This is a genomic window from Arcobacter sp. ISO1 (assembly GCF_058105185.1).
In genome coordinates this window covers 1,920,072-1,938,508 of sequence record NZ_CM176573.1, presented here as the reverse complement: position 1 = coordinate 1,938,508, position 18,437 = coordinate 1,920,072, and the positions used below count along the sequence as shown (strand labels likewise).

The following is an 18,437-nucleotide window of genomic DNA, read 5'->3' as shown; positions in this document are numbered from 1 at the left end:
TCTATTATAGAATGATAAAAAATACCAATTTTAAATTATTACGTATATGATACAAAAAAGAGTATAAATTCACATTTACTTTGTTATAATATATGTTATTTTTCCTATAGAAAAGGAGTCTTTTATGTCTTCAATTGATAATATAGTAAATAGCTTTAATATTGGTTTTTTTAGTATAGATATTGATTCAAGTGATTCTATTAAGAATCAATTTAGTCAATTTGATAAACAAGTAAATTTTAGTGATACCCTTAAAGTAATAAGTAAAGAAGCTAATAATCCACCACCAACAAAATATGTACAGCTTGATGGTTACACTTTTGATGAAAATAACAACCCAATACCTACTAAAATAACTATAGATGGAGTTTATGCACAAGATTCATTTTTAGATGAAGATGGTAACTGGGATAAAGAAGCTGAGGCAGAAGCTTATAAACAAAGAGAATTAACCTATAAAAAAGAAGTAATTGAAGACTGGCTAAAAAACATAGATTTTGAATTACAATCTAAAGCTGAGTTAATGAAAGCATTATTAGCAAAAACAGAATCTTAAGTTAATGGTCAGTGTTAAATGCCTTGTTAGCTACTTTACACCCAAATATCACTTTTAGCAGTTAGGTCGCCACCAGAATCACCTGTATTGACCACACCTTTGGGCTCAACAAGAAGAACTTGACACAAACTTTTTGCAAACGGTTTATGTTCTACTCCTTTTGGAATAACAAACATCTCACCATTAGTAAGAGTTACCTTACCATCTCGAAATTCAATTTCTAAAGTACCATCAATCACTATAAATACTTCATCAGTGTCTGCATGAGAATGCCAAACAAATTCGCCTTCAGCTTTCGCGAGTTTAAACTGATAATCATTCATCTCTGCAATCACTCGAGGAGACCACAGCTCTTCAAATAGTGATAGTTTATTTTTCAAATTTATCGCGCTATATTTCATATCTATAAGTATCCCATTTTATAATCTTTTTAAATTTCTTCTGTTTGAGTAAATTTTTATTTACACTATACTCTTTTAATACTCTTAATTCAATTCTTGTATATTTTTCAACTCAAATGTTATACACCTTGTTGCTTGTTCCACTCTTTTAATTCTTCTTTTATAAAAAAATCTATCATCATTTTATAAATATCTCCAATTAATTCTGGCGATACGCCATGTTTAATCGCCAATTCTTTTTTTGATTTAATAACTTTGGCTACTCTGTTTGAATCTTTTACTGCTGTTTCATCTTTTTTAAACTTCGATGCTTCATAAACATATTCAGATCTTTTTGAAATCATTTTTACAATATCAGCGTCTATTTCATCTATCGCAGTTCTTATATCATTCATATCTTTACATTTTTTTGGTTCTATCATTTTATTTTTTCCTATTCTATGTATAACGTTTAAAATTGCCTGCAGAGTAATTTATTGGCTCATTTGATTTATTATACTGTAGTTGGTACAGGCAAACCATAACTTTCCATACATAATTTTAATTTTTTAAAATATTTAGGATTACTTTCGTCACTTGCTGGTGGATTTAATAAAATACAACATAAAGTGGCAATTTTTGAACCATCTTCTAATTCAACTAATATTGATTCTGAAATATAATCAGTTAATCCTGATTTTTGATATAAAACATCAACTTCATCATGGGTTAATGAATATACTAATCCATAAGCTTGTGAATCTTTTTTTCTCAAAATTGTTGCCATATTCCCAACTCTGAGTTGATGATCATATGCAAACGCAACTCTTTTATTTCTAGGTTCTACATTTTTAGCTTTTAATATTTCTTCATCCATATATAATCCATAAAAAAACACATCGTTTAATCTTTGATTTGAATTGTCCATTAAAATCCTTCACTTAACTATTTATGAAGGAAATATTATATAAAAATAACATACTAAATAACTTAATAGTAAATATTCTAACATTTAATTAAAATCCTTACTACAATAAAATTACAAAATGTCATATTTTTCATCTCTTTAAATTTTTTTTATTATAATTTCATCATAAAATAAAAAGGTTATAAAAAATGGCTAAAAAGAAAACATCACTTTTTGAGTGTCAACACTGTGGAGAACAAAGTACAAAATGGCTAGGAAAATGCCCAAACTGCGGAAGTTGGGATAGTTTCATAGAATTAAACCAAGACCAACAAGAAGTACTAAAACAAACAGCAAAAGTAGTAAACTCTACTTCAAAAGCAACTCCTATAACACAAATAAAACAAGATGATGTTTCAAGATTTTCATCAAACAATGATGAATTTGATTTAGTTTTAGGTGGCGGGATAGTTCCAGGAAGTTTAACACTTATTGGTGGAAGCCCAGGGGTTGGGAAATCTACACTTTTACTTAAAGTTGCAGGAAGTATTGCTTCTAGTGGGAAAAAAGTTTTATATGTATCAGGTGAAGAAAGCTCTGGACAAATAAAACTAAGAGCAAATAGACTTGATGCAAACCACGATGACCTTTATTTATTAAGTGAAATTAAACTTGAAGAAATACAAGATGAACTTTTAAGAGATGATTATGAAGTTGTTATTATTGACTCTATTCAAACTATTTATTCTAGTGCTTTAAATTCTGCACCAGGAAGTGTATCACAAGTGCGAGAAATCACTTTTGAACTTATGAGAAAAGCAAAAGAGAGTGATATAGCTATGTTTATAATTGGTCATATCACAAAAGATGGTTCAATAGCAGGACCAAGAGTTTTAGAACATATGGTTGATACAGTTTTATATTTTGAAGGGGAAGCAAGTAGAGAACTTAGAATGCTTCGAGGATTTAAAAATAGATTTGGTTCAACTTCTGAGATTGGAATTTTTGAGATGACAGGAGAGGGTTTAATAAGTGCAAAAGATATTGCTTCAAAATTCTTTGATAAGAGTAAGGCTCAAAGTGGTTCAGCTTTAAGTGTAGTTATGGAAGGAAGTCGTGCTTTGATTATAGAAGTTCAAGCACTTGTAACTGAATCAACCTACCCTAATCCAAAAAGATCTGCCACTGGTTTTGATGCAAATAGATTAAATATGCTTTTAGCCCTACTTGAAAAAAAGATTGATTTACCACTAAACCATTATGATGTTTTTGTAAATATTTCAGGTGGTATAAAAATCAAAGAAAGTTCAGCAGATTTAGCTGTTATTGCGGCAATTATATCAAGTTTTAGAGATAGACCTATATCTAAAGAGTCTGTATTTATTGGAGAAGTTTCATTAACTGGTGAGATTAAAGATGTGTATTCTGTTGATATGAGATTAAAAGAAGCCCAAGCTCAAGGTATAAAAAAAGCTGTAGTTGCTCAAAAACCAAATCTAAAACTTGAGCTTAAAACTTTTAGTGTAGATGAAGTACCTAAAATGATAGAATTATTTTGATTAAAATGTTAATTGAACTATTTTAATAGAGCTTTTAAAAGCTCTATTATTTCTCTACTCTTTTATTAGCTCCACTCATAAGTCTATCTTCACTTACAACTGCTCTTGTATGAACACAAGTTCCAATTACTCCACCTGAATCTTTTGCTTCAATTTCAAACTTATATAGTTTTCCCTCCATACCAACAAAAGTTGCAGTTGAAATAGCAACATCACCTTCAAGAGTGGGAGCCATATGCTTTACATTTACTTCAACACCAACAGATAATTTTCCATCACCTAAAAGTGGTTTCATTGCTTTAGCTGCTGAACACTCCATAAGTGCAACCATTCTAGCAGTTGCCATAACAGGTGGAAAGTTATCATCAACCGAAATCTCTAAATTCTTTGCCAAATCTTTTTCTAAAACTTTATATTCTATTGTTGCTTTTGTACCAACTTCTAATTCCATGTTTACTCCCAATATATAATTTATTTGTAATATAATAATGAAATTTAACTTTTTATCTTCTAATATGTAAAGTTTAGATATAATCCGCAAAATTTTATTGGGAAATCATGATTGAACTTGAAAATAACACTGATATAAATATAGACATAAAAAAGCTTGAAGTTATAAAAAATAATTTAACGGCAAAAGATATTGAACTAATATTTGTTGAAAATGAACAAATGAGAGAGATTAACAAAGAGCATAGAGATATTGATAAAGCAACTGATGTTTTATCTTTTCCATTAGAATTTGATATGCCTAATATGCCATTAGGTTCAATTATTATTTCAACTGATTTTATAAGTGAAAAAGCAAGTGAATATAATCATAGTTTTGAAGATGAAATGAAACTTTTATTTATTCATGGAATTTTACACCTACTTGGATTTGACCATGAAGTTGATAATGGTGAACATAGACAAAAAGAGGAAGAACTCATAAAAAAGTATGATCTTCCTAACAGTTTAATAGTAAGAAACTCATAAGAAAGGTTTTAGATGGATATTTTAATATTTGTAGTATCAATGGCCGCACTAATTTATGGGGCTGATTTTATAATTGAAGAGAGTGAAAAAATCGCACTTAATTACAATATTTCACCTTTTGTGATTGGTGCAACATTAGTAGCACTTGGAACATCCTTACCTGAGATGGCTGTTTCAATGTCAGCTTCTTTAAAAGGGAGTGGAGATATTGCAGTTGCAAATGTAATTGGTAGTACAATTTTTAATATTGCTTTGGTTTTGGGTGCAGTATTTATAGTATCAAAGAAAATAAATCCAGATAGAGATCTTTTTGCCCAAGATTCTGCATGGGCTTTATTTCCTATTTTAGTATTTATTTTAATGGGTATTGATGGGAAATTAAATGTTGTTGATGGAATTTTATTTTTGATTTTAATGGCTGCTTATTTAACCTTTCTTATTAGCTCAAATCAAGTTGAAGAGATTGATAATGATATAGATAAAGAAAAGTTTGAATGGGGTAAAACAGTTGGGTTTTTACTAATTGGCTTTGTTTTAACAATAGGTGGTGCAGATTTTGCCATTGATAGTGCAGGAAATATTGCCAGAGACTTTGGTATTAGTGAATGGATTATTGGTTTATTTTTAGTTGCCTTTGGTACATCACTTCCTGAACTTACTATTTCAATAAAAGCAGCATTAAACAACAATGCAGATTTAGCAATTGGAAATATCATAGGCTCAAATGTAGCAAACTTTACTATGGTTTTAGGAGTTTCATCTATTGTAAACACATTGAATGTAGATTTGGTAGCAAACTTTTTTGATATCACAGCAGCACTTATTCTTTCACTGATGCTAGTATTTATAACTGCCAATAAATTATATAATAAAAGTGCGGGAATTGTGTTGTTAGTAGTTTTAGGATTAGTTATTCAAAATAGCCTATAGGCTATCTTGAATTATTGACATTTCTCACATGTTCCTTGGAACACAACTTCTGTGTTATCAACTTTAAAATTTGATACAGCAGACAAAGTATTGTTTAAAACAGATGTATCAATTATGATATCTTCAATTTTTCCACATGATGAACAAATCAAATGTGAATGTTCCTCTTTTACTAACTCATAAACTGTTTTAGTATCTGGTACTTTAACTTCATTTAAAAATATTTTTTCAACCATTGCATTTACATTTTTATATATTGTTGCCAATGAGATTGAAGGAAATTTTTCTAAAAGATTCTTGTAAAGATCATCAATATTCATATGTCCATTTTTATACAATTCTTCTACAATTGCTACCCTTTGAGGAGTAACTTTTAAATTATACTCTTTTAATAGAATCGAACTATTAAACATTTTATTTCCTTTCCTGCTCATAAATATTATAAACATAGTATGTGCAGATTTTTTATTATTGTGTAATATTAATAGAAAAACCTTTGAGTTTTATTTATTAATGTAAATTAGTAGTTGATAATTATTTTCCTTTAAGCTAAATTATATATTTAAGCTATATAATTAATACAAATTATTCTATTGATTTAATTTAATATCAATAATAAATATCTGTCTTAATAAGGAGTTAGAATGAGACAATATGAATCATATAAATGTAACAAGTGTGGGAATGTAGTAGAAGTTCAAAATGTTGGTGGAGGTAAACTAACATGTTGTGATGAAGAGATGGAGATGATTACTGAAAATCTTACTGCTGTTAACCTTATGAAAGCCTTTGCAGGTGAATCAATGGCAAGAAACAAGTATGAGTACTATGCAAAAGTTGCCCAAAAAGAAGGGTATAGAGATATAGCGGAACACTTCCAAAGAGCAGCTAACAATGAAAAGAAACATGCTAATCTTGAATTGAAAGCTTATAACGAGATGATTAAAGGTAAAGAGTTAGGCGATACAGTTGAAAACCTGAAAGACGCAATTGCAGGTGAGTCTTATGAAAATGTAACGATGTATCCAGATTTTGCAGCAATAGCAAAAGAAGAAGGTAAAAAACAACTTTCAAAAATGCTTGAAATGATTGGTAAAATTGAAATTGAGCATGAAAATATGTATAGATCGCTTCTTGAAAGACTTGAAACTGGAAAAGAATTTGAAAGTGATAATGATGAGGAAGAGTGGATTTGTGAAGTTTGTGGTCATATTCATAGAGGTAAAAAAGCTCTTAAAATGTGTCCTGTTTGTAAACACCCTCAAGAATATCAATCAAGACTTAATAGTAAAAAATAAAACTTATTAAAGAGCAAGAGTAGAATTCATCTACTCTTGTAAAAAAAACGATAAAATACAAAATTATCAGATATCAATAATTTTGGAGAACTTTTGCAAAAACTATTGCTAATAATACTTCTTGGCATATCTCTTTATGCAAAACAATTTACAGTTGCATCATACAATGTTGAAAATCTTTTCGATTTAAATAAAAATAAAAGTGATTATAAAGAATATATTCCAAATACAAAAAGTAATTGGAATAAAAAAACTTTTGGAATAAAACTAAACAATTTAATAAAAGTCTTAAATGATTTAGATGCAGATATAATTGCCTTACAAGAGATAGAATCTAAAGAATTAATGAAACTTCTTTTAAAAAAAACACCAAAATATAAATACTACTCTTTTGATAAATATAAGAACTCTTCAGTCGGACTTGGTTTTTTAAGTAAGATTAAAATTGTCTCAAATGATAGTTTAAATATAAGATTCTCAAAAAAGATTTATCGACCAATATTAGAAACAACCTTTGAAATTGAAAATATTCAATTTAAAATATTTAATAACCATTGGCCTTCAAAAAGAGTTGCTGAAAGTTACAGGGTAAAATATGCTAAAAACCTATTTGATAGAGTTAATAATCTGCCTAAAGATTATGACTATATTTTATTAGGTGATTTTAATTCAAACTACAATGAATTTGAAACTATATACAAAGAAAAAAAATTAAACAACACAAATGGAATAACAGGAATAAACCACGTTTTAAATACAACTATAGAAAAAAGATTTGTAAATTTTGATGATATTTTAAAAAAAGATGAAAGAACCCATTATAATCTTTGGCTTGATTTAGATTTCAATGAAAGGTTTTCAAATAAATATAGAGGGAAAAACACTACCCCTGATAATATACTTCTTTCCCCTGCACTATTTGATAATAAAAAAATCTCGTATATCTTGAATAGTTTTTATGTTTTTAAACCTGAATATTTATATAAAAATAAGAAAATCTTACGATGGGAAATGAAAAATAGAATCCATAAAGGAAAAGGTTTTTCAGATCACTTACCAATTATTGCAAAATTTTCCACTGAAAGAGTAGAAAGAAACCCTTTAAAAGATCAAAAGAATTTAGAGATAAATAAAATCTCTCAACTCTATGAAAAAATAAAATTACAAGACTCAATTGAACTTAAAAACGTAATTGTTATTTATAAAAATGGCAATAATGCAATAATAAAACAAAAAAATGATAGAGCAATTTATCTTTACAACAATGCAAAAGATTTATCAGAAGGTTTCTTTTATGATTTAGAAGTTTCAAAAATCAAAGATTATTTTGGATTAAAAGAGATAATTGAATTTAAAATTAAAAAATATAAAGGGAAATATCCTAAATATGAGTCTTTTTATTTAAATCAAAAAGAAACTAATATTTTTAATTTTAAAAATCAAAATGAGATAATAAAAAACCTAAAAGGATATTATAAAAAAGGTTATTTATACCTTGATAAAGGTAAAATTAGAGTTTACGCATTAAAAAAAGAAAACTTACCAAAAGAGAATAAAAATATTGTTATACCAAAAGCACACCTATCATATTATAAAGACCAATTCCAAATACTGCTACATGAGAAAATAGACTAATGTTAATCAAATCAATCTTCACAAATAGTAGTGGAATCTTAGTTTCAAGAATTTTAGGTTTTTTAAGGGATTTATTAACAGCGTCAATTTTAGGAGCAAATATATACTCAGATATTTTCTTTGTAGCTTTTAAATTGCCAAATCTATTTAGAAGAATTTTTGCAGAAGGGGCTTTCACACAAGCATTTATCCCTTCATATGCAAAAGCAAAACATAAAATTAGATTCTCTTCAATGATTTTTTTACAATTGATTGGATTTTTGATTGTTTTATCATTGTTTGTTACCCTATTCTCCTCACTTATTACTAAAGCGATTGCCTTAGGGTTTGATAAAAATACAATAGATTTAGCAGCACCTTTAGTTGCCATAAATTTTTATTATTTACCTTTGATTTTTATTGTCACTTTTATGGCTGCATTATTACAATATAAACACCATTTTGCCACAACTGCATTTTCTACAGCTCTTTTAAACCTTGCACTAATAGGTGCACTTTTAATATCAAAAGGAATGGATAAATATGAAATAACATATTACCTTTCTTATGGGGTTTTAGTAGGTGGTTTACTTCAAGTTTTAGTTCATGTAATTGCTATAAAAAACAAAAACTTATGTAAAATTTTTACCTTTAAAAAACATAATAAAAAAGAGGAAAACAGATTTTACAAAAGCTTTTTTGGAGCAACATTGGGTAGTTCAACTGCTCATATTTCTGCTTTTTTAGATACTTGGTTAGCATCATTTTTAGTAACTGGCTCAATCTCCTATTTATATTATGCAAATAGAGTTTTTCAACTTCCCCTAGCACTTTTTGCAATAGCAACATCAATTGCACTATTTCCAATGATTGCAAGGGCTATAAAAAACAAAGATGAAAATAAAGCTTTGTCATTGATGAGAAAATCATCAATTATATTAACTGCCTTATTATCTCTTGCAAGCCTTATTGGAATAGTTTTAAATGATGAAATAATATGGCTTTTATTTGAAAGAGGTGCTTTTGATTCAAATGACACTTCAAATACTGCTTTAATTTTAACAATGTACTTAATTGGTTTAATTCCTTATGGTTTAGCAAAGATTTTTTCTTTGTGGTTGTATGCAAAAGAAAAACAATTTCTAGCTGCAAAAATATCAATGAAAGCCTTGGGAGCCAACATTGTATTTTCACTAATACTTATAGCTCCATACGAAGCTGCAGGTCTTGCATTTGCAAGTACTTTAAGTGGTTTTATTTTATTAATTTTAACTTTAAAAGAGTTTGGTATGAGAAATTTAAAAACTCTGTATTTTAGTAAAGATTAGATATAATATTGCCTTTTTAAAATAAACTAGGACTAATATGAGAGATTTTTTTAAACAATATGTACCCTATTATAAAAACTATATAAATAGATTTATTTACGCCTTTATTGGTATGGCATTAGCTGCTGTTGGGACATCAGGAACTGCCTATGCAGTTAAACCTTTATTAGATGATATCTTTGTAAATAAAGATACTGAAATGTTAACATTACTTCCAATAGCTATTGTTGCTTTATATTTTGGGAAGGCTGCTGGTACTTATATTCAAGCTATTAATATGGCTTTTATTGGACAAGATATTGTAAGACTTGTTAGAGATAAATTGTTAGGTCATATACTAAAACTAGATGTTGACTTTTTTTACAAAAAAAATAATGGTGAATTAATCTCAAGAATTACAAATGATATAAATAGAATTCAAGCTGCTGTTTCTCAAAAAATAGGTGAATTTATTAGAGAATTTTTAACTGTAATTGGTTTAGTTGTAGTGGTAATTTATCAAAGTCCAGAACTTGCTTTTTATGGACTTATTGTAATGCCACTTTCAATGTGGCCTTTATCTATTTTAGCAAGAAAAATGAAAAAACTTTCGTTTAGATCACAAGAGTCAATTTCAGATATCACTACACACTTAAGTGAAATATTTAACAATATTGAGATTATTAAAGCTAATACATCTGAAAAGTTTGAATTAAAAAAATTCTCTGAATTTAATATGAACTTTTTTAAAATAAACCTAAAAACTGTAAAAACAAATGAGTTAGTAAACCCATTAATGGAAACAGTTGGAGCCATAGCATTTTCTCTTGTAATTGTAATTGGAGGGAAACAAGTTATTGATGGTGATTTAACAATTGGTGCCTTTTTCTCATTTTTAACAGCCCTGTTTTTACTTTATCCACCAATTAAAAGATTATCTTCAATTTTCAACTTTATGCAAGATGCAATTGCAGCAAATGAAAGAATTAATCAACTACTTGATTTAAGAGCAACAATTATCTCAGGACAAAATAACTTCCCTGAAAATATCCAAAAAATAGAATTTAAAAATGTTACATTAAGATATGATGAAAAAGTTGCTTTAAAAAATATAAATCTTGAAGCAAAACTTGGACAAAAACTTGCCTTAGTTGGAGATAGTGGTGGTGGAAAAAGTTCTTTAGTTAACCTAATTGCAAGATTTTATGATGCAAGTAGTGGTGAGATTACTTTAGACTCATTAAATATCAAAGATTTAGATATTAAGCAATTAAAAGAAAACATTGCAATTGTTACACAAAGGGTATATATATTTAGTGATTCTATTGCAAAAAACGTTGCCTATGGAAAAGAAGTTGATGAACAAAAAGTTATAGAAAGTCTTAACCAAGCCCATGCTTATGATTTTGTGTCTAAACTACCTGAAGGAATAAATACAGACCTTGATGAATTTGGTACAAATTTAAGTGGCGGTCAAAGACAAAGAATTGCAATAGCAAGAGCTTTATATAAAAACCCAAAAATACTTATTTTAGATGAAGCAACATCAGCATTAGATAATAAAAGTGAATCAGTTATCTCAGATATTATTGATGAGATTTCAAAAGATAAAATCATATTTATCATTGCACATAGACTTTCTACAATTAAAACAGCTGATAAAATAGCTGTATTTAAAGAAGGTGAAATCATTGCACAAGATACAGAAGAGAACCTTCTAATAAATTGTGATGAATATAAAAGATTAAAAACTTTATCTAACTAAGGATTTTGATGCCGCAAAAAAACAAATGGAATATCAACAACCCTAAGGAAAGACGTGAAGCATGGATGCATGCTTTATTTTATAAAGATCACAATTTTATAAACTATTTTAGAGATAATTTATATCAAATAGCTCCTGGAGTTTATAGAGGAGCCCAACCAACTATGGGGCAACTTAAAAAATTAAGAGATAAGCTTGGTATTAAAACAATTGTCAATTTAAAAAATGAAAATAGAGAGAGTGCCTATTTTTTATTTGAAGAGGAACGTTGTAAAGAGCTTGGTTTAAAACTTGTAAATGTGCGAATAAGTTCTAGAAGTGTGCCAAACACTGATCAATTAATAGAATATAAAAGAGTATTAGAAGAAGAGATGGATAAACCTGTATTAATCCATTGTAAAGCTGGAGCTGATAGAACTAGTCATTTTTGTACTTTGTATCAATATTTCATTGAAAAAAGAAAAATGAAAGATACAGATCAACTAAAATTTTTTCCCTATGGATATATGAAAAGTTCAGGTGCTGGAATTTTAAAATGTTACTATGACTTATTTGCTAAGTATGAAGAAGAAAATCAAGATGCAAATTTAATTGAATGGTCAAAAAGAATTGATGCAAAAAAATTTAGAGCAGAATTTAAAGCAAATAAACTTGCAAACTTCCTATATGATAATGTCTTAAGAAGAGAATAACCACTTCTTTACAATTATTTAGATAAAATGTTGAAATTTTTAAAAAAGGATAAGTGTGTTTAACTACCAAAACTTAAAAAAAGTACTTTTTTTATTTAATCCAGAAACTGCACACGGTATTGCTGAGTTAGGATTAAAAATCCTACCAAATTGTAGAATAATTAATAATTACATGGTTAAAAGAAACTTTGTAATGGACCATAGACTAACTCAAGATATTCTAGGAATAAATTTTCCAAATCCTGTAGGACTTGCTGCTGGGTATGATAAAAATGCTACAATGATTAAAGCTATGCCAGCATTAGGTTTTGGATGCACAGAAATTGGGACAATGACTCCAAAAGCACAGCCTGGAAATGCTAAACCAAGATTATTTAGATATCCTGAAATTAAATCTGTACAAAATGCAATGGGATTCAATAATGAAGGTTCTGCAAAGGTATTAAGCAATCTAAAAAAAGTTTATCCTTTTTCAATTCCAGTTGGTGCAAATATTGGTAAAAATAAAACAACACCCGAAGAGTTTGCTTTACAAGATTATAAAACTTTAATTAGAAAGTTTGAGGATACAAGTGATTATTTAGTAATAAATATATCTAGTCCTAATACTCCCAATTTAAGGGATTTACAAAATGAAAAGTTTATCACTGAACTTTTTACTATGGCTAAAGAGTTAACTTCAAAACCAATTTTCTTGAAAATTGCTCCAGATATGGAGATTGAAGCAGCTATAAATCTTTGTAATACAGCGATTAATTCAGGTGCTGCTGGAATTATTGCTACAAATACAACAATTGAGTATTCTTTAGTTCCAAATGCACAAGATTTTGGTGGGTTAAGTGGTGCATGCTTAACGCAAAAATCAGCTGAATTTTTTAAAGAGATTGCTAAAGAACTTTTTGGTAAAACTGTTTTAATTTCTGTGGGTGGTATATATACGGCTGAAGAGACATACAAAAGACTAAAAGCTGGTGCCTCTTTAGTTCAAGTTTATACTGGAATGATATTTGAAGGTCCTTCTATGGTTAAAAATATCAATGAGGGTCTTTTAGAGCTTATGGAAAGAGATGGATTCAAAAACATCTCTGAAGTTATAGGTTCAGACTTAAAATAAATTTTAAATAAGGAACATTCATGAAAAAAAATTTACTTTTAATTGTGTTCTTTTTATTTTTCTTAGGAGAATTAATGGGTCAAAGTTTACCTAAATTTTATACTAAAACATTAAATAATGGTTTACAAATTGTTGCCATTCCAATGGACAACGGTTCAAATGTTGTTTCTACAAATATTTTTTACAATGTTGGTAGTAGAAATGAAATCATGGGTAAATCTGGTATTGCTCATATGCTTGAGCATTTAAATTTTAAATCAACAAAAAATTTAGATGCAGGAGAATTTGATGAGATTGTAAAAGGATTTGGTGGAGTTAATAATGCTTCAACATCTTTTGATTATACAAAGTACTACATCAAGTCTAGTTCAAAAAACATGGACAAATCTTTAGAGTTATTTTCAGAACTTATGGAGAATTTAACTTTAAAAGATGAAGAATTCCAACCTGAACGTGATGTTGTAACAGAAGAGAGAAGATGGAGAACAGATAATAACCCAATGGGATATTTACAATATAGATTATTTAATAATGCATATTTATACCATCCATATCACTGGACTCCAATTGGATTTATGAATGATATCAGAAATTGGACAATTGAAGATATAAGAGACTTCCATTCTACATATTACCAGCCAAAAAATGCTGTAGTAGTAGTTGCTGGAGACATTTCTAAAGAGGATGTTTTTTCTTCTACTGAAAAATATTTCAAAGATATTAAAAATGAAAAAGAACTTCCTGGAAAAATCCATACAGTTGAACCAAAACAAGATGGTGAAAAAGAGATAACTGTTTATAAAGATTCTCAAGTTGAGATGCTAGCAATAGCATACCATATTCCTAACTATGAGCATGAAGATCAAGTTGCATTATCTGCATTAAGTGAGTTACTAAGTTCAGGTAAGAGTTCGATTCTACATAAAGTGCTTGTAGATGAAAAAAGAATGGTAAATTCTGTTTATGCTTACAATATTGAACTTATAGATCCAGGACTATTTATGTTTATGGCTGTTTGTAATGAAGGTGTTAAAGCAAAAGATGTTAAAAAAGAGATTAACAAGATAATAAAAGATATCAAAGATGGAAAGATTGAGAAAAAAGAGATTAACAAAATCAAGATTAATACAAAAGCTGATTTTATCTTCTCATTGGAAAGTTCAAGTTCTGTAGCATCTTTATATGGAAGCTATTTTGTTAGAGGAAATACAAAACCTTTATTTGATTATGAAAAGAACATTGAAAAATTAAAAAAAGGTGATATTGTTAAAGCTGCAAAAAAATATTTAACAAAAGAAAACTCAACAACATTAATTTTAAAAAATAATAAATAATAAATTTAAAAAAGTAAAAGTTTGAAAGGGAGAAAATAGTATATGAATATTATTACCGGTGCAATGACTGCACTAATAACACCATTTAAAGATGGGAAACTTGATTTAGAAAAATATGAATCATTAATTAAAAGACAAATTGAACAAGGTATTGATGTAGTTGTTCCAGTTGGAACAACAGGAGAGAGTGCAACATTATCTCATAGTGAGCATAAACAGTGTATTGAGGTTGCAGTAGCAACTTGTAAAAATACTAATACAAAAGTTATTGCTGGAGCTGGTTCTAATGCTACACATGAGGCATGTGACATTGCAAAACATGCTCAAGGTGTTGGTGCTGATGGAATATTATCTGTAACTCCATATTACAACAAACCAACTCAAGAAGGCTTATATGAGCATTACAAAGCTATTGCTCAATCTGTTGATATTCCATTTATGATGTATAACGTTCCAGGTAGAACTGGAGTTGCTATAGATACAGAAACAATAATCAAATTATATGATGATGTAGAAAATATCTATGCGATTAAAGAAGCAAGTGGAGATATTAACAAAATCGTTGAGATTCAAAGTCTTAGAAAAGATTTAGTTTTAGTTTCAGGTGAAGATGCGATAGACTTCCCTATTTTGGCAAGTGGAGGAAAAGGTATTATCTCTGTAACAGCAAACTTACTTCCTAATCTAAAATCAAAGTTAGTTCATGATATTGAAAATGGTGATTATGAAAGCGCTAAAAAAATAAATGAAGATTTATTTGAATTAAATAGAGTACTATTCTGTGAAAGTAACCCTATTCCAATTAAAGCTGCTATGTATTTATCTGGTTTACTAGACACTTTAGAGTTTAGATTACCATTAACTGCTCCAAGTGCAGAGACTATGAAAAAACTTGAAGAAACTTTAAAAAACTATGAGGTAATAAAATAATGAGTAACGAAATGAAGGGGAAGACATTAGTAATAACTGGTGGAACAAAAGGTATTGGGAAAGAGTGTGTTTATAAATTTGCCTCAAATGGTATAGATGTAGCGTTTACTTATAACTCAAATGCACAAATAGCTCTTGATATTTGTAAAGATGTTGAAGAAAAATTTGGTGTAAAATGTAAATGTTATTCATACAATATCTTAGAACCAGAAACTGCAAAAGAACTATTCTTAGAAATTGACAAAGATTTTGATAGAGTTGACTTCTTTATTTCAAATGCTATGATTTATGGTAGAGCTGTTGTTGGTGGATATGGTAAATTCATGAAATTAAAACCAAGAGGATTAAACAATATCTATACTGCAACTGTTAATGCCTTTGTTTGTGGTGCACAACAAGCTGCGAAAAGAATGGAAAAAGTTGGTGGTGGTTCAATTGTATCACTTTCTTCAACTGGAAACTTAGTGTATATTGAAAACTATTCAGGACATGGTACAAATAAAGCTGCTGTAGAAGCTATGGTTAGATATGCTGCAACTGAATTAGGTGAAATGGGAATTAGAGTAAATGCAGTATCAGGTGGTCCTATTGATACTGATGCATTAAAAGCATTTACAAATTATGAAGAAGTAAAACAAAAAACTGCTGAATATTCTCCATTAAATAGAATTGGTCAGCCTGAAGATTTAGCACAATCATGTTACTTCTTATGTACAAAAGATGCTTCATGGATTACTGGACATACATTAATTGTTGATGGTGGGACTACTTTTAAATAATGACTAAATCATTAAATCTTCCAAATGCACTTGCACTTTTTAGAATAGCATTAGCCCCGCTAATGCTATGGTTTTTAGTTGATAGAGATTCTGCAATCTTTGCAAACTTTCATCCATCGTGGCTTGATTATTTTGCAGGACTTATTTTTGTGATAGCTTCAATAACTGACTTTTTTGATGGATATATAGCAAGAGCATGGAATCAAATGACAAAGTTAGGTGGAATATTAGACCCACTTGCAGATAAAATGTTAATGCTTGCAGGCTTTTTAGGTCTAATGGTAATTGACAGAGCAAGTGCTTGGGCTGTATTTTTAATACTTTCAAGGGAATTTTTTATTACAGGACTTAGAGTTGTTGCAGTTTCAGAGGGGAAGAGTGTAGCTTCAACAATGGCAGGAAAAGTGAAAACTGTGATACAGATGATTGCAATTGGTTTTTTAATTATGAATTGGCCATTTGCAACTGAACTTTTATGGCTAGCTGTGGTTTTAACAATCTACTCTGGATATGAATATACAAGAGATTATTTTAAGATATAAAGGTATATTGTGGGAACTATAACATTTTTATTAGTACTTTCTTTTTTAGTATTTTTCCATGAATTGGGACATTTTTTAGCTGCAAGATTTTTTGGAGTAAAAGTTCATGTATTCTCTATTGGTTTTGGAAAAAGAATTTTTTCAAAGGAATGGAAAGGTACAACTTGGCAATTTGCATTAATACCACTTGGTGGATATGTAAAAATGAAAGGTCAAGATGATACTAAACCTGGGTTAGAAGAAGAAGGAAACGATTCTTATAACAACAAAACACCATGGCAAAGGATTGTAATACTTTTTGCAGGTCCTTTTGCAAACTTTATACTTGCAGCAATTCTTTACTTTGTTATAGCCCTTGGTGGAGCAAACTCTTTAAGTCCTACAATTGGTAAAGTTCAAGAAAACTCACCTGCAATGAGAGCTGGGATAAAAGAAGGTGACGTAATTGTTAGAATCAATAATGTAGAGATTAAAACGTGGGATCAAATAGGAAAAACTATTATCTCTTCAGAGGGAGCCCTTAAGTTTTTCATTCAAAGGGATGGACAAGTTATTGCAAAAACAATAAATCCACATATCTCTGATGCGCAAAATATATTTAAAGAAAAAATTAAAAAAAGGATGATAGGTATATCTCCAGCACCAAAACTAGTAACAATATACCATGATCCAATCTCTGCAATCTCTTATGCTTGGGATAAAACAATTGAATCATCAAAAATGATTTTTCAAGGTGTACAAAAACTAATACAAGGCGTTGTGCCTAGTTCTGAGGTTGGTGGAGTTATTACTATTGGAAAAGTTATTTCAGATGCTAGCCAATCTAGTATAATTGCCCTACTTGCAATTACAGCTTTGATTTCTGTTAACCTTGGAGTTTTAAACTTACTTCCAATTCCAGCACTTGATGGTGGACATATAATGTTTAACTTATATGAAATTATTGCAAGAAGAAAACCAAGTGACCAAGTATTTATGTATTTAACTATTGCTGGATGGGTTATATTAGCTTCATTAATGTTACTTGGAATTTATAACGATATTAATAGATTATTAGGATAATAAATGGACAATAAAAAAGCAGTTGAAAACCTTGATAAGGTTATTTCAAAAGTTGAAGCAGCAAGACTTAGAGTATCAGAACACCATATAGTAAAAATTGTTGGTATTTCTAAATATTCAAGTTCAAAAGATGTGAAATTTTTATATGAAGCAGGTCAGCGAGCTTTTGGAGAAAATAAGGTTCAAGATTTAAAACAAAAAAGTGCTGAGTTAGAAGACTTACCTTTAGAATGGCACTTTGTTGGAAGATTACAGAAGAATAAAATCAATAACTTAATTGATTTAAACCCAACATTAATTCAATCACTTGATTCCCTAGAATTAGCAGAAGAGCTAAATAAAAAACTTGAGGCAAAAAATAAAAAACTTTCTTGTCTTTTACAAATCAATTCAGCTAAAGAAGATAGTAAAACTGGTGTTATGCCAGAAGATGCTATTGAAGTTTATAAAAAAGTACTTGAAACTTGTCCAAATATTAGACTAAAGGGTGTGATGAGTATTGGAGCCAATGTTGAAGATAGAGAAACTATTCAAAATTCATTTAAAATTACAAAAGATATTTTTGATTCTTTAAAAGCTCATGGGGCAAAATATTGTTCAATGGGTATGAGTAATGATTTTGAACTAGCAATTTCTTGTGGATCTAATATGATAAGAGTAGGCTCAAGTTTATTTAAATAAGTTTATTTA

The 18,437-nt window shown here is 28.9% G+C and carries 21 protein-coding genes; 16 read left to right on the top strand and 5 right to left on the bottom strand.

The genetic code is table 11. The annotated features are described in order from the left end of the window. Positions 1 to 124: 124 nt before the first annotated feature. On the top strand, positions 125 to 556 hold the full coding sequence (locus AC2TY9_RS09580; protein ID WP_489777225.1) for a hypothetical protein: 432 nt from the start codon (positions 125 to 127) through the stop codon (positions 554 to 556). Between the two features lie 35 nt (positions 557 to 591). On the opposite strand, the gene AC2TY9_RS09575 is transcribed toward AC2TY9_RS09580, so the two are convergent. The 3 genes from AC2TY9_RS09575 to AC2TY9_RS09565 all read right to left on the bottom strand — a co-directional run bounded on the left by AC2TY9_RS09575 (position 592) and on the right by AC2TY9_RS09565 (position 1,864). Beyond that, a complete protein-coding gene (locus AC2TY9_RS09575) occupies positions 592 to 957 on the bottom strand; it encodes a cupin domain-containing protein (RefSeq protein WP_489777224.1) in 366 nt (121 codons plus the stop codon). Between the two features lie 119 nt (positions 958 to 1,076). After that, positions 1,077 to 1,379 carry a chorismate mutase gene (locus tag AC2TY9_RS09570; RefSeq protein WP_489777223.1) on the bottom strand — a complete coding sequence of 101 codons (303 nt, stop codon included), beginning with the start codon at positions 1,377 to 1,379 and terminating at the stop codon, positions 1,077 to 1,079. A 71-nt stretch (positions 1,380 to 1,450) separates the two neighbouring features. Then, on the bottom strand, positions 1,451 to 1,864 hold the full coding sequence (locus AC2TY9_RS09565) for a gamma-glutamylcyclotransferase family protein (protein WP_489777222.1): 414 nt from the start codon (positions 1,862 to 1,864) through the stop codon (positions 1,451 to 1,453). Positions 1,865 to 2,052: 188 nt separating this feature from the next. Between AC2TY9_RS09565 and radA the strand changes: the two genes are divergently transcribed. Next, the gene (gene radA / locus AC2TY9_RS09560) at positions 2,053 to 3,402 is read left to right on the top strand and encodes a DNA repair protein RadA (protein ID WP_489777221.1); all 1,350 of its coding nucleotides are present in this window, start codon (positions 2,053 to 2,055) and stop codon (positions 3,400 to 3,402) included. 46 nt (positions 3,403 to 3,448) lie between these two features. Here the strand turns inward: radA and AC2TY9_RS09555 are convergent, their stop codons facing one another. Then, positions 3,449 to 3,853: a thioesterase family protein gene (locus tag AC2TY9_RS09555; protein ID WP_489777220.1), complete on the bottom strand. Its 405-nt coding sequence runs from the start codon at positions 3,851 to 3,853 to the stop codon at positions 3,449 to 3,451. A 107-nt stretch (positions 3,854 to 3,960) separates the two neighbouring features. On the opposite strand from AC2TY9_RS09555, the gene ybeY reads away from it, so the two are divergent. After that, a complete protein-coding gene (ybeY, locus tag AC2TY9_RS09550) occupies positions 3,961 to 4,380 on the top strand; it encodes an rRNA maturation RNase YbeY (protein ID WP_489777219.1) in 420 nt (139 codons plus the stop codon). A 12-nt stretch (positions 4,381 to 4,392) separates the two neighbouring features. Then, on the top strand, positions 4,393 to 5,310 hold the full coding sequence (locus AC2TY9_RS09545; RefSeq protein ID WP_489777218.1) for a calcium/sodium antiporter: 918 nt from the start codon (positions 4,393 to 4,395) through the stop codon (positions 5,308 to 5,310). 11 nt (positions 5,311 to 5,321) lie between these two features. Here the strand turns inward: AC2TY9_RS09545 and AC2TY9_RS09540 are convergent, their stop codons facing one another. Then, positions 5,322 to 5,723: a Fur family transcriptional regulator gene (locus AC2TY9_RS09540; protein ID WP_489777217.1), complete on the bottom strand. Its 402-nt coding sequence runs from the start codon at positions 5,721 to 5,723 to the stop codon at positions 5,322 to 5,324. Between the two features lie 231 nt (positions 5,724 to 5,954). Here AC2TY9_RS09540 and AC2TY9_RS09535 point away from each other — a divergent pair, with 231 nt between their 5' ends. From AC2TY9_RS09535 to AC2TY9_RS09480, 12 genes are all read left to right on the top strand, one after another. Further along, positions 5,955 to 6,608: a ferritin family protein gene (locus AC2TY9_RS09535; protein WP_489777216.1), complete on the top strand. Its 654-nt coding sequence runs from the start codon at positions 5,955 to 5,957 to the stop codon at positions 6,606 to 6,608. Positions 6,609 to 6,701: 93 nt separating this feature from the next. After that, positions 6,702 to 8,243, top strand: a complete 1,542-nt coding sequence (locus AC2TY9_RS09530) for an endonuclease/exonuclease/phosphatase family protein (RefSeq protein ID WP_489777215.1) — start codon at positions 6,702 to 6,704, stop codon at positions 8,241 to 8,243. Continuing rightward, positions 8,243 to 9,550, top strand: coding sequence for a murein biosynthesis integral membrane protein MurJ (murJ, locus tag AC2TY9_RS09525; RefSeq protein ID WP_489777214.1), 1,308 nt, complete (start codon positions 8,243 to 8,245; stop codon positions 9,548 to 9,550). The genes AC2TY9_RS09530 and murJ overlap by 1 nt, the downstream gene beginning before the upstream one ends. 37 nt (positions 9,551 to 9,587) lie before the next feature. Next, positions 9,588 to 11,294 (top strand): ABC transporter ATP-binding protein, encoded by a 1,707-nt coding sequence (locus AC2TY9_RS09520; RefSeq protein ID WP_489777213.1) that lies wholly within the window; start codon positions 9,588 to 9,590, stop codon positions 11,292 to 11,294. Between the two features lie 8 nt (positions 11,295 to 11,302). Next, positions 11,303 to 11,986 (top strand): fused DSP-PTPase phosphatase/NAD kinase-like protein, encoded by a 684-nt coding sequence (locus tag AC2TY9_RS09515; RefSeq protein WP_489777212.1) that lies wholly within the window; start codon positions 11,303 to 11,305, stop codon positions 11,984 to 11,986. Between the two features lie 55 nt (positions 11,987 to 12,041). Then, positions 12,042 to 13,100 carry a quinone-dependent dihydroorotate dehydrogenase gene (locus tag AC2TY9_RS09510; RefSeq protein WP_489777210.1) on the top strand — a complete coding sequence of 353 codons (1,059 nt, stop codon included), beginning with the start codon at positions 12,042 to 12,044 and terminating at the stop codon, positions 13,098 to 13,100. 20 nt (positions 13,101 to 13,120) lie between these two features. Next, positions 13,121 to 14,434, top strand: a complete 1,314-nt coding sequence (locus AC2TY9_RS09505) for a M16 family metallopeptidase (protein ID WP_489777209.1) — start codon at positions 13,121 to 13,123, stop codon at positions 14,432 to 14,434. Between the two features lie 42 nt (positions 14,435 to 14,476). Beyond that, entirely contained in the window at positions 14,477 to 15,364 is an 888-nt protein-coding gene (dapA, locus tag AC2TY9_RS09500) for a 4-hydroxy-tetrahydrodipicolinate synthase (RefSeq protein ID WP_489777208.1), read from the top strand. Next, positions 15,364 to 16,143 (top strand): enoyl-ACP reductase, encoded by a 780-nt coding sequence (locus AC2TY9_RS09495; protein WP_489777207.1) that lies wholly within the window; start codon positions 15,364 to 15,366, stop codon positions 16,141 to 16,143. The genes dapA and AC2TY9_RS09495 overlap by 1 nt, the downstream gene beginning before the upstream one ends. Next, entirely contained in the window at positions 16,143 to 16,685 is a 543-nt protein-coding gene (gene pgsA, locus AC2TY9_RS09490; protein ID WP_489777206.1) for a CDP-diacylglycerol--glycerol-3-phosphate 3-phosphatidyltransferase, read from the top strand. Before AC2TY9_RS09495 ends, pgsA begins: the two co-directional genes overlap by 1 nt. 9 nt (positions 16,686 to 16,694) lie before the next feature. Then, complete coding sequence (gene rseP, locus AC2TY9_RS09485; RefSeq protein WP_489777205.1) at positions 16,695 to 17,747, top strand: RIP metalloprotease RseP; 1,053 nt, start codon at positions 16,695 to 16,697, stop codon at positions 17,745 to 17,747. A gap of 3 nt (positions 17,748 to 17,750) precedes the next feature. Next, positions 17,751 to 18,428 carry a YggS family pyridoxal phosphate-dependent enzyme gene (locus AC2TY9_RS09480; RefSeq protein ID WP_489777204.1) on the top strand — a complete coding sequence of 226 codons (678 nt, stop codon included), beginning with the start codon at positions 17,751 to 17,753 and terminating at the stop codon, positions 18,426 to 18,428. Positions 18,429 to 18,437 lie beyond the last annotated feature (9 nt).